This is a genomic window from Adlercreutzia equolifaciens (assembly GCF_029076695.1).
GTDB classification, from domain to species: Bacteria; Actinomycetota; Coriobacteriia; order Coriobacteriales; family Eggerthellaceae; genus Adlercreutzia; species Adlercreutzia equolifaciens_A.
Genome location: NZ_JARFIK010000002.1, coordinates 507367 through 519409 on the forward strand (window position 1 = coordinate 507367; position 12043 = coordinate 519409).

Annotated in this window: 7 protein-coding genes and 1 pseudogene; 7 read left to right on the forward strand and 1 reads right to left on the reverse strand. The window is 60.0% G+C overall.

Features of this window, described 5'->3' with window-relative positions; all coding sequences use genetic code 11:
- Positions 1-4 precede the first annotated feature (4 nt).
- The 7 genes from PZH32_RS07925 (at position 5) to PZH32_RS07955 (ending at position 10300) form a co-directional block, all read left to right on the forward strand.
- A complete protein-coding gene (locus tag PZH32_RS07925) occupies positions 5-463 on the forward strand; it encodes a PIN domain-containing protein (RefSeq protein ID WP_275208215.1) in 459 nt (152 codons plus the stop codon).
- Positions 464-873: 410 nt separating this feature from the next.
- Positions 874-4332 (forward strand): DNA polymerase III subunit alpha, encoded by a 3459-nt coding sequence (dnaE, locus tag PZH32_RS07930; protein WP_275207406.1) that lies wholly within the window; start codon positions 874-876, stop codon positions 4330-4332.
- A gap of 182 nt (positions 4333-4514) precedes the next feature.
- Positions 4515-5360, forward strand: a complete 846-nt coding sequence (gene truA, locus PZH32_RS07935) for a tRNA pseudouridine(38-40) synthase TruA (RefSeq protein ID WP_275207407.1) — start codon at positions 4515-4517, stop codon at positions 5358-5360.
- A gap of 211 nt (positions 5361-5571) precedes the next feature.
- Positions 5572-6696 (forward strand): aldo/keto reductase, encoded by a 1125-nt coding sequence (locus PZH32_RS07940; RefSeq protein ID WP_275207409.1) that lies wholly within the window; start codon positions 5572-5574, stop codon positions 6694-6696.
- 180 nt (positions 6697-6876) lie between these two features.
- Positions 6877-8256 carry a sodium-dependent transporter gene (locus tag PZH32_RS07945; protein ID WP_275207410.1) on the forward strand — a complete coding sequence of 460 codons (1380 nt, stop codon included), beginning with the start codon at positions 6877-6879 and terminating at the stop codon, positions 8254-8256.
- Between the two features lie 241 nt (positions 8257-8497).
- Positions 8498-9571: a redox-regulated ATPase YchF gene (ychF, locus tag PZH32_RS07950; protein ID WP_275207411.1), complete on the forward strand. Its 1074-nt coding sequence runs from the start codon at positions 8498-8500 to the stop codon at positions 9569-9571.
- Between the two features lie 6 nt (positions 9572-9577).
- The gene (locus PZH32_RS07955; protein WP_275207413.1) at positions 9578-10300 is read left to right on the forward strand and encodes a Fic family protein; all 723 of its coding nucleotides are present in this window, start codon (positions 9578-9580) and stop codon (positions 10298-10300) included.
- Positions 10301-10346: 46 nt separating this feature from the next.
- Here PZH32_RS07955 and PZH32_RS07960 read toward each other — a convergent pair.
- Positions 10347-11957: pseudogene (locus PZH32_RS07960) on the reverse strand (DUF6020 family protein); the annotation flags it as partial.
- Positions 11958-12043 lie beyond the last annotated feature (86 nt).

The following is a 12043-nucleotide window of genomic DNA, read 5'->3' on the forward strand; positions in this document are numbered from 1 at the left end:
GGCGATGGCAAAGCTGCTGCTCGACACCAACATCGTGATCGATTTTTTGAACGAGCGCGAACCGTTCTATGAAAAGGCGCGCCTCCTGATGATCTGCGGACGGGTGGGGGAGTTCGAACTTTGGCTCGCTTCGTCTCAGATCACCGACTTGATCTACATTCTTTCGGATGGGGGCAAGCAAGGCCAGGTCGAAGAGGTTGTGAAGCACTTGCGTGAGCTACGTACCTTCGTCAATGTGTTTGCCGTGTCCGATCGCGAAATCGACCTCACCCTTGCGGCGGCGTGGAAGGATCCCGAGGATTACCTGTTGGTTGAAGTGGCGTTGGCCCTCAATGCCGACGCCGTGATCACGCGCAATCAAAAGGATTTCCCAGAGGGACTGGTTCGCATACTCGATTGCGACGAGTTCTTTGACTGGATGAGCGAGGATTTCAGCCTGAACTATGAAGAAGTGCCGTGGTGAATGCTCACTGAGTGATGTGCCCGCAATAACAGGTCGCGCGAAGAACCTGCTATTGCGGCAGTTAGGCGTGAAGCGTAGGTGCATCGGGTGGCCGCAGACCGCTCCGGCTCAACGCCCTAAACGTTTTGCCCCAACGTCGTTCTCGCTTCAACCTGCAATCCATGCAAAACTCACGGTTTGTTCGCACCTGGCGGGGGTGGCGGCTGGTATGATGGCTTGCGAAATAAACGGAGATTTTTCTGAGCCTATTCGCATGTGAATCGCACCTCAATCGCATTGGAACCACATTCGATTCCCGCTCGCTCGGTCCGCCCCTGTGAGGGTCGTCGGGCCGATAGACACGAGAGACGCGCACGACCGGGTCGCCCTGGCTCCGTGCGCCGCAGCCTGAACGAAGGGGTTTAGCACGCATGGCATTCGTACACCTGCATAACCACACGGAATACTCTCTGCTCGACGGATTGACGCACATCAAAGACATGGTGCGCCGCGCCGCCGATTTGGACATGCCCGCCGTTGCCGTTACCGATCACGGCGTCATGTCCGGCATGGTGGAGCTGTCCGACGCCTGCGACGCCGTGGAGAAGGAAACGGGCAAGCGCGTGAAGCCCATCTTCGGCTGCGAGGTGTACTTCACCGTCGATGAGAGCCTGCGCAAGGACGTGAAGCCGAAGCTCTACCACTTGCTGCTGCTGGCCAAGACCAACGAGGGCTACCATAACCTGCTGAAGCTGGTCAGCGAGTCCCACGTGGACAACTTCTACTACAAGCCCCGCACCACCTTCTCCATGCTGCAGAAGTACGGCAAGGGCATCATCGGCTCCTCGGCCTGTATCGCCGGCGTTATCCCGAAGCTGCTCGACCAGGGCCGCTTCGATGACGCCGTGGAGTGGGCCAAGAAGTTCGCCAGCTGCTTCGAGCCCGGCGACTTCTACATCGAGCTGCAGAATCAGGGCATCCGCACCGATGCCGGCTTTACCCAGACCGAGCTCAACCATCAGCTGACGAAGGTGGCCCAGGCCGCCGGCTTGAAGACCATTGCCACCAACGACTTCCACTACCTGCTGAAGGAAGATGCGGTGGCCCAGGACATCATGCTCTGCATCGGCACCGGCTCCACGGTCAACGAGACCAAGCGCATGAAGTTCGAGAACGACCAGTTCTACATGAAGACCGAGGAGGAAATGCGCGAGGCCATGCGCGACTTCCCCGAGGCCTGCGACAACACCGTGGAAGTGGCGGCCAAGTGCGACGTCACCCTGGAGCGCGAGCCCATTCTGCCGAAGTTCCCCCTGCCCGAGGGCGAGACCGAGGAATCGTGGTTCCGCAAGCGCGTGCAGGAGGGCCTGGAGAAGCGCTATGGCGTGCCTGTGCCCGAGCGCGAGCAGAAGCAGGCCGATTACGAGATGGGCATCATCATCCAGCAGGGCTTCCCGGCCTACTTCCTTATTGTGCAGGAGTACATCGAGTGGGCCCGCTCCCAGGGCATTGGCGTGGGCCCGGGCCGTGGCTCGGCCGCTGGCGCCATCGTGGCCTACGCCATGGGCATCACCGACTTGGACCCCATGCCCAACGGCCTCATGTTCGAGCGCTTCCTTTCTCCCGAGCGCGTGGAGATGCCCGATATCGACGTCGACTTCGAGCAGGGGCGCCGCGAAGAGGTTATCAACCACATCAAGGACGTCTACGGCGAGGATCACGTGTCCCAGGTGATCACCTTCGGCACGCTGCAGGCCAAGAACGCCGTGCGCGACTCGGCTCGCGTGCTGGACTACCCTTACGGCGTGGGCGACCGTATCTGCAAGATGATCGGCGACGAGCTGGGCATCACCATCGACAAAGCGCTCGACACCAACCCCGATCTCAAGAAGGCCTACGACACCGAAGAGGATGTGAAGCGCATCATCGACGCGGCGCGCTCCATCGAGGGCCACGTGCGCGGCGAGGGCGTGCACGCCTGCGCCACCATCATCTGCCGCGATCCCATGTCCGACCACGTGCCCATGAAGCGCGACACCAAGGGCGGTGGCATCATCACCCAGTACGACGGTCATTACACGCCGGACTTGGGCCTGCTCAAGATGGACTTCCTGGGTCTGCGCACCCTGGACGTGCTGTCCATTGCCTGCAAGAACATCGAGGAGCGCTTCGGCACGAAGATTGTCCCCGAGGAAATTCCCACCGACGACGAGAAGGCGTTCCGCCTCATGCAGTCGGGCAACATGGACGGCCTGTTCCAGGTGGAGGGCGCGCTGTACGTGAGCCTTTTCAAGCGCCTGCCTCCCAAGCAGTTCTCTGACGTCGTGGCCTCCATCGCTCTGAACCGTCCCGGCCCGTTGGAGTCCGGCATGGTGGAGGACTACATTGCCGCCGCGAAGAACCCGGCCAACGTGCACTACTACGACGACCGCCTGCGTCCCATCTTGGAGGAGACTCACGGCACCATGGTCTACCAAGAGCAGATCATGCAGATCTCCATGGTCATGAGCGGCTTTTCCGCCGGCAAGTCCGACAAGCTGCGCAAGGCCATGGGTAAGAAGAAGCTGGACATCATGCGCCAGCTGCAGGCCGATTGGGATTCCGGCGCCGTGGAGAACGGCTATTCGCTCGAGGTGGCCCAGCAAATTTGGGCCGACGCCGAGAAGTTCGCGAAGTACGCCTTCAACAAATCGCACTCCGCCGCCTACGCCATCCTGGTGATGCGCACGGCCTGGCTGAAGGCCCACTACCCCCATGAGTTCATGGCCGCCGTGCTGACCAGCTACATGGGCAACACCGACCGCCTCATCCGTTATATTGCCAGCTGCAACAAGAATGGCACGCCAGTACTGCCGCCGGATATCAACGCTTCGCGCGCCGAATTCACCCCTGTTGAAGAGGGTATTCGCTTTGGGCTGGTGGGCGTGCGCGGCGTGGGCAAGAACGTGGCCGATGAGATCATCGCCGAGCGCGAGGCCAACGGGCCCTTCACTTCGCTCCACGATTTCGTGAACCGCCTGGATTCGAAGTGCTACAACCGCAAGACGCTGGAATCGCTCATCAAGGGCGGTGCCTTCGACTCCACGGGCTACACCCGCAAGCAGCTCATGTACTTCGTGGACGAGACGCCGCTCCTGGAAGGAGCCGCCAAGCGCCAGAAGGACCGCGACAACGGCCAGGTGTCCATGTTCGATATGTTCGCTGACGACGCCGACTCCGGCTTCCAGGAGGACGTGCCCGAGCCCGACGGCGTGGAGTGGGACAAGCGCACCAAGCTGGCCTACGAGAAGGAGATCATGAAGATCTACGTCAGTGAGCACCCGCTGCAGCCCTATGAGGGCACGCTGGCGCGTCTGTCGAAGTTCACCATGGGCGATTTGTCCGAGCGTACGAAGGAGATTCGCAACGCGGTGTTTGTGGGCATGATCTCGAATGTGGTGGTGAAGCTGACGAAGCGCGGCACCAAGATGGCCACCTTCACCTTGGAGGACACCACGGGCTCCATCGAGTGCATCTGCTTCAAGTACGACGACTTCGCCGAGGTCATCCAGGAGGATGTCATTGCGAAGATCAAGGGCAAGTTCGAGAGCGGCGATCGCGGCAACCAGATTATGGCCTTCGAGTTGGAGGCGCTGGAGCTGAACGAGGAGGACGCGCGCCCGAGCCACTTGGAGCTGTCGGTGCCGTCCCGCTCTTTCGACCAGAATCGCTCGGCGGGGCTCAATCGCATTCTGCGCTCCTATCCGGGACGCGATGGGGTGGTGCTCATGGTGCAGCAGGCCGACGGCCGCAAGTTCCGCGCCGAGCTGCCGGTATCGGTGGACGCCCAGTCGCCCATCCTGAAGGCCGAGATTCGCGACCTGTTCGGCCCCGAGGCCATGATTGCGTAGGGCGTTCCGTGCGCCCTTGCGGGACGCACGGACTGCTCGACGCTGCGAGGCTCTGGCGCATTTCATCTTCACCCTTGTTTCGCACACGGCGTTGGCGAAGCCAACTTGGTGCGAAGGCGGGCGAATCTGAAACGCGCCAGAGCCTCTCGCTGACTTTGCCACGACAAGTGAGGTTGAGAATGATGGCCGAAGAACTAATTCATCGTCCTTCGCTGGAGGAGCGGGCTGCTGAGTGCGCTCGCGAGGTGACGCTGTCGGCGACGGTGTCCTATAACGGGGCGCCTTTCGCCGGCTTTGCGAAGCAGCCGGGGCAGCTGACGGTGCAGGGCGAGCTGGAGCAGGCTTTGGCGCTGCTGTTCCGTCGTCCCGTGGACGTGGTGTGCTCTGGACGCACCGACGCCGGGGTGCATGCTCGCGGCCAGGTGGTGTCCTTCGAGGTAGATCGCGAGGAGCTGCGCGGCCGTGCCCTGCGTACTCTGCGCAAGTCGCTTAATGCCCTGACCCACGATGACATGATAGTGCGCATGGTGGAGGAGCGGCCGCGGGGCTTCTCGGCGCGCTTCGACGCGGAGTGGCGCGAGTACAAGTACTTTCTGGCTACGGGGGAGACGCCGCCGGTGTTCACGGCCGCTACCTCGTGGTTCGTGGGGCCGAACTTGGATGTGGGCGCCATGGAGGCTGGTGCCCGGCACCTTATCGGCGAGCACGACTTCAAGAGCTTCTGCATGGCCGCCTCGGCTGTCGGCAAGCCCACGTGCCGTAACGTGAGCGAGATTTCGTTTGCTGCGGCCGATATTATGGGCGAGCCGCACCGTATCATCACGGTGCGCGGTAACGCGTTCCTGCACTCCATGGTGCGCACTATCGTGGGCACGCTGGTGATGGTGGGGCGCGGCCAGCGCACACCGGACTGGGTAGCCGAGGTGCTGGCGGCGCGCGACCGCCAGGCGGCGGGGGAGAACGCCCCGGCCCAGGGCCTCGTGTTCTGGTCGGTGCACTACGGGGACGAGGCGCTGCCGCTGGGCTAGGGGCCTTCTGCTGCTTTTGATGCCCTCTGCCGTCGCGGGCCCGTGTTGCGGGTGTACGATCGCTTCGGAAGAGCCAGCGTATACTACTACCTCTTGTTTGTTTTCCCAGAGCAGTCGGCCGTGCTATGATGGCGACACGGTATTTTGCGCGGCCGCACAAGAGGCTGCGTTTCACAGGCGCGAGGGCTGGCGCGCCATGAAGGGGGCTGCTATGGCGGACGAGCAGAAGTTGGCACCACTGGGATTCGGGTTCATGCGCTTGCCGCTGACGGATCCCGATGATCCCACCTCGATCGATATCGAGAAAACTTGCGAGCTGGTGGACGTGTTCATGGACGCGGGTTTCACCTATTTCGACTCGGCTCGCGGCTATCATGGTGGCAAGTCCGAGTGGGCGCTTAAGAAGGCCGTGGTGGAACGCTATCCGCGCGACTCCTTCCAAATTGCCACGAAGCTGCCGGCCTGGTTGGCCAAAAATGCCGATCACGCCCGGGCTATGTTCGACAAGTCGCTGCGCGAGTGCGGTATCGACTACTTCGACTATTACCTGCTGCACAACTTGGGCGAGAGCCTGACGGCCTGTTTCGAGGAGTACGGCCTGTGGGAGTTCTGCGCTCAAATGAAGGCCGAGGGCAAGATCAAGAAGTTCGGCTTCTCCATTCACGATAACGCCGAAGAGCTGGAGAAAGTGCTCGATGCGCATCCCGAGGTTGATTTCGTGCAGCTGCAGATCAACTACGTAGACTGGGAAAGCGACATCATCCAATCGCGTCGGTGCTACGAGGTGTGCCAGGAGCGTGGCTTGCCCGTGGTCATTATGGAGCCGGTGAAGGGCGGTACCCTGGTAAAACTGCCCGACGCCGTGGCCGATGTGCTGCGCGAGGCCGAGCCAGGCGCACCGCTGGCGTCGTGGGCGCTGCGCTTCGCAGGCTCGCTGCCCAACGTTATCGCCGTGCTTTCTGGCATGAACACGCCGGCTATGGTGGGGGAGAACGCCGCCATTATGCGCGACTGCCCGCCCCTGACGCCAGATGAGTATAAGGTGATCGACCGAGCTCGCGAGGTGCTGACCAGCATGCCCGGCGTGCCCTGCACCGATTGCCGTTATTGCATGAAGGGATGCCCCGAGGGCGTGCACATCAACACCATCATGCAGTCGCTCAACATCCACGACCAGATGGGCGATGCCTATCGCGCCCAGGAGAACTACAACTGGAATACCGGCGACGGCAAGGCCAGCGCCTGCATCCAGTGCGGCGCCTGCGAAACCGTGTGCCCCCAGCACATCCCCATCGTAACCGAGCTCGAGCGCGCCGTAGAGCTGTTCGAGCAGTAGAAGCGCAGCGGCTTGGGCCTGAGACAGCCAACCGTCTGACTTGTCTCCTTGAAGGGGGCCGTTCTGCCGCCGACCCCCGTGTCGAGGGCGCTCAGGGGCATCTGCGCTATAATCTTCCCACTTATTTTCAGATTGTTTATTGGGGCGGGGCAAATGGACCCCGAGAAGGAAAGGGAATTTATGGCAGGCAGTATGGAGAAGCGCGCTTCCTGGTCGGGTAAGTGGGCATTTATTTTGGCGGCGGCCGCCTCGGCCGTGGGCCTGGGAAACATGTGGCGTTTCCCCTATTTGGCGGCAAAGTACGGCGGCGGCACCTTCCTTATTACCTATCTGGTGCTGGTGTTCACCTTCGGCGTTTCGCTGTTGCTGCTTGAGACGGCCCTCGGTCGCAAGACGGGCCAGTCCGCCATCGGCGCATTCAGCAGCTTCGGCAAGAAGTACACGTTCATCGGCGTGCTGGCCAGCGCGGTGCCGTTCATCATCACCCCTTATTACTGCATTATCGGCGGTTGGGTGACGAAGTACGCTGCATCGTATCTGGGCGTGGGCGCCGACGCTCTGGCCGACGGCGGTGGATTCTTCACCAGCTTCATCACCAGCAACGTGGAGAGCTACGTGTGGATGCTCGTGTTCATGATTCTCGTGTTCGTTGTTGTGGGCCTGGGCGTAAAGGGCGGCATCGAGAAGGCCAACCTGTTCATGATGCCCGCGCTTATCATCATGGCCATCGCCATTGCCATCTACACTCTGACCATGCCGGGCGCTGTTGACGGCGCGCTGTACTACCTGACGCCGGACTTCAGCAAGTTCTCGCCCGAGCTGGTCATTTCGGCTCTGGGCCAGATGTTCTACAGCTTGTCGCTGGCCATGGGCATCATGATCACCTACGGTTCCTACATGCGCAAGCAGGACAGCCTCACGTCCTCGGTGGTGCGCATCGGCGGCTTCGACCTGGGCGTGTCGTTCCTGGCCGGCCTCATGATCGTGCCCGCTGCCTTCGTGGCCATGGGCTCTGGTGACGCCGTGGCGTCCGCCGCCGGCCCGTCACTCATGTTCATCACGCTGCCCGGCGTGTTCGCCGATATGCAGGGCATGGCCGCCGTTATCGGCTTCGTCTTCTTCCTGCTGGTGCTGTTTGCGGCTCTGACCAGCGCTATCTCGCTGACTGAGACGCTGGTGTCCATCGTGCAGGACGGCATGAAGTGCAGCCGCGGCAAGGCCCTGGGCATCATCATCGCCTTCGTGGTTATTGCAGGCTCTATCATCAACGCCGGCTACAACGGCCTGTCCTTTATCGAGCCGCTCGGCGAGGGCTCCAGCATGCTCGACTTCGCCGACTTCATCTCGAACTCGGTGCTCATGCCCATCGTGGCGCTGCTCACCTGCATCTTTGTGGGTTGGATCATCAAGCCGAAGGCCATCATCGACGAGGTGCGCATTTCTGCGCCGTTCAAGGCGGCCGGTGCTTGGACCATCATGATCAAGTACATCGCTCCCGTCCTGGTCATCATCATCCTGGTGGCCTACGTGGCCGCTCAGTTCGGGTTCTTCAGCATGTAAATCAGAGGGTTAGAAAGCTTCGACTTTCTAACCCTCCTCGACGCTGCGGGTCCGACAGGCACCTGCACTTGACCCTTGTTTTGGGCACGGCGTTGGCTCAAGCCAACTTGGCCCAAAGGCGGGCCAATTGCAGGCACCTGTCGGACCCTCGCTGTCTTCCTTGGGCGAACCTGCGAATTGGGATAATTAGATTTATAATAGGGCGACGAAAATTCTGAAAGCTCATTAGTGAGGAAATATAATGGCTCTTTCCATTGGTATCGTGGGACTGCCCAATGTGGGCAAGTCCACGCTGTTCACGGCTATGACCAACAAGGGCGGTCTGGCGGCCAACTACCCCTTTGCCACCATCGAGCCCAACGTGGGCATCGTGCCCGTGCCCGATGACCGCCTGGATGCCCTGGCGGAAATCGACCACCCGGCAAAGATCGTGCCCGCCACGGTGGAGTTCGTGGATATTGCCGGTTTGGTGGCCGGCGCCTCCCAAGGCGAGGGCCTGGGCAATCAGTTCCTGGCCAACATTCGCGAGACCGATGCCATTGCGGAAGTGGTGCGCTTCTTCGGCGATCCAGATGTCACCCACGTGTCCGGCAAGGTGGACCCGCTCTCCGATGTGGACACCATCAAGACCGAGCTTATCCTGGCTGACATTGCCACGGTGGAGAAGGCCATCCCCCGTCTGGAGAAAGAGGCCAAGCGCGACAAGTCTGGCGTAGCCAAGCTGGAGGCGGCGAAAAAGGTGCTGGCAGGCCTCAACGAGGGTCATCGCGCCCGCACGCTGGGTCTTTCCGACGACGAGGTAGAGGCTATCTACGAGCTGCATCTGCTGACCATGAAGCCCATGCTCTACATTGCCAACGTTGATGAAGACGCCGTGTCCGCCGAGCTGCCGGAAATCGATGGGTGTACGCCCGTGCCCATCTCGGCCAAGGTGGAGGCCGACATCGCCGAGCTGGCCGAGATGGATCCCGCCGAGGCCAAGGAGTACATGGAGGCTCTGGGCTTAGGCGAGAGCGGTCTGGCGCGCCTCATCCGCGAGGCTTACGCGCTGCTGGGCCTGCAAAGCTACTTCACCAGCGGCGAGACCGAGACCCGCGCCTGGACCATTCCCGTGGGAGCCAAGGCCCCGCAGGCCGCCGGTGTCATCCACACCGACTTCGAGCGCGGCTTCATCAAGGCCGAAACGGCCAGCTTCGAGGACTACGTGGCCCTGGGCGGCGAAAAGGGCTGCCGCGATGCGGGCAAGCTGCGCCAGGAAGGCAAGGACTACGTCGTGCAGGACGGCGATGTCATGCACTTCAAGTTCAACGTGTAGACCCCTATGGCTGCGCTTCTGGAAGAGTATCGCCGTCAGCAACGGTTGGGGCTTGAGGGGAACATCTACCATAAGACCCAGGTTGAGCTGGCCTACAACTCCAATCACATTGAAGGCTCGCGACTGACCGAAGATCAGACGCGGCAGATTTTCGAGACACGTACCATCGACGGTCATGCACGACTGGCTGATATCCAGGATGCGACGAACCATTTTCGCCTGTTCGATCAGATGTTGGAGATAGCCAGTGATCCCTTGACTGTCGATCTGCTGCTCTCCTTTCACGAGACGTTGAAACGCGGGACGCAGCAAGCCGAGTCGGATCCTGTTTTTCAGCCCGGTGTCTTTAAAACATTGCCCAACGAAGTAGGAGGCGTACTGACAACGCCTCCCGTGGATGTCCCTGCGCAGATTCAGGCGCTGCTGGAGGATTACGAAGGCGGCGCGCGCACGTTTGAGGCGATTGTCGATTTTCATGCGCGCTTCGAGCGCATTCATCCCTTCCAGGATGGCAATGGGCGTATCGGCCGCATGCTCATGTTCAAGGAGTGCCTCCGAATCGGCATCGTGCCTTTTATCGTACGCGACGATATGAAGCAGTTCTATTACCGTGGTTTGGCAAACTACGGAGAGGAGCCGGGCTGGCTGTTGGATACCTGCCGAAGCTTCCAGGATGATTTCCAGGTCCGCTTCCTGCCCCTCGTACCTCATGTGAGCGATGCTGAGTAAGCGTAGGGACGCGTTTCAATGGCGGCTCTGGCTGGGCTCTCCGTGTGTCTTTGCGAAGCTTGCGGCAAAATGCAAGGCCCAGGAGAAGGGGCGAAGTATAAATCAAGGGAAGAGCGTATCTCGCATCAAACATGGGCGCAATGAGGCAGGCGGCTAGGGAGACGATAACTGCCGCGTAGCAAGGCAAGATCGGCGATTTGCGTTTGAGTAAAATGACGAAGCTCAAAAGAGGGATTGCCGTGGCGTAGAGCCATGTTTGAAACAGCGCTCCCACGATCGGCAAATTTGACTCTGAATCATAGAGGCCCATCATGAATTCTCGATACACGTCAAGACGCTTTGGTCTCCAAATCAGCGATGAGCCAGAGTGCTCGACATCGCCGGTGTCTCTATGAATGTTAATTGTTCCGCCTGGCAAAAGGTAGGGTGATGCCGTTTCCATAAAGGTTGCCAAATAGGTTTCTGGGTGCCGAAGGCCCTGGGCAATCCAGACGCGAAAGTAGTCTGAGAAGTCGGAGGTGTCGCTCTCCAGGTTCATGCCGTATTTGACCGGATCATGCCAACCGGGCTTGTAGCGCTCGGCCAGGTCGTCGTAACCCAGTACTTTATCGATGGCCTGCTGCTCGGATTCGGTTACCTCATCACCGTGCTCGAGAACAAAACGAGCGGTTTGCTGAAACGGCAATCCCAGAGCTTCCTGCTTGCCCCCTGGAGCAACGTCAAGCAGCGGGAAGACGCAAAGCGGAAGTACGATATACATCAAAGCGAGAGAGCTGACGAAGCAGGCTGCCATGCGGCAGCAGGCTGATTTCGCAGGGTCTGTTCCTCTGCGGTTCCTGCTTCGGATGCTTGGCTTGCGGCGGGGCGTTCCCTTTCTTTTCCTCCAGGCCAGCAGTGCCGATATACCAAGCACCACAAGGGTGAAGGCCACAACATATACCCCCGTCTTCTTCGTAAGGCACAGGAGGGGACAGAGGCTTAAGAACCACAGGAAGGTAGAGCGCTTGTTGAGGCATAGCCCTTTAGTGCGTGCGGTTTCCACCACGATAAGAAACCACGGTATATAGAGCCAGGAGAAGAACGTGTCTTTGATCATCGTTCCCGCGTAGCAGCCATAGAAGGGCAGGATAGCGTAGAGGGCTACAATGCCAACTCTCAGGGCTCGAGGGCAATCCATCGCCCGAAGATACTCGATCCCCGCAGCGAGCGCCGCGGCGGTTCCAGCGGCTTGCAGGAGAACAAAAGCGAAAACTCCGTAATTCCACGAGCCAAAGAGGAGGTCGCTGGCGCGTGCGAAAGCACCAAAAACCAATGTATCGAAAATAGGATGATGATCTGAAAAATAGTTATCTATGATGCTCTCTGTGGGACCCCAGGGGATGAAATAGATCGGATGGCCTTCGGGATAGCACTGCCAAATCTGGTAATAGGTGTCCCAAATCATTGATCCGGGATACAGCGCAACAAGCCAGGGGACCCACAGCACGAATAAGAGAGCCGCCACTTTGACGATTCGGCGGCTATCAAGCTGTACCGAGGTGTTTCCGACTCGAGCGTGCTGCCCTATGGACGGCCTAGGAGGTCGAGTAGAGTTTGCGGAGGGCTTCCGTGCTGTGCGAACGCTAAGTATGGCTGACTGGCTGTCATCGAGTGTCATAATTGTTTCGTACCTTGCTATGTGCACCGCTCGGCAAGAGAAACGCAGAGCGGCTTTCGTTCTCTGAGGTGTTCTCACCAACTTAT

Excerpts from the sequence above, each read along its gene's own strand:
- dnaE (WP_275207406.1), top strand. The coding sequence starts at position 874 with ATGGCATTCGTACACCTGCATAACCACACGGAATACTCTCTGCTCGAC.
- truA (WP_275207407.1), top strand. The coding sequence starts at position 4,515 with ATGGCCGAAGAACTAATTCATCGTCCTTCGCTGGAGGAGCGGGCTGCT.
- ychF (WP_275207411.1), top strand. The coding sequence starts at position 8,498 with ATGGCTCTTTCCATTGGTATCGTGGGACTGCCCAATGTGGGCAAGTCC.
- PZH32_RS07925 (WP_275208215.1), top strand. The coding sequence starts at position 5 with ATGGCAAAGCTGCTGCTCGACACCAACATCGTGATCGATTTTTTGAAC.
- PZH32_RS07940 (WP_275207409.1), top strand. The coding sequence starts at position 5,572 with ATGGCGGACGAGCAGAAGTTGGCACCACTGGGATTCGGGTTCATGCGC.
- PZH32_RS07955 (WP_275207413.1), top strand. The coding sequence starts at position 9,578 with ATGGCTGCGCTTCTGGAAGAGTATCGCCGTCAGCAACGGTTGGGGCTT.
- PZH32_RS07945 (WP_275207410.1), top strand. The coding sequence starts at position 6,877 with ATGGCAGGCAGTATGGAGAAGCGCGCTTCCTGGTCGGGTAAGTGGGCA.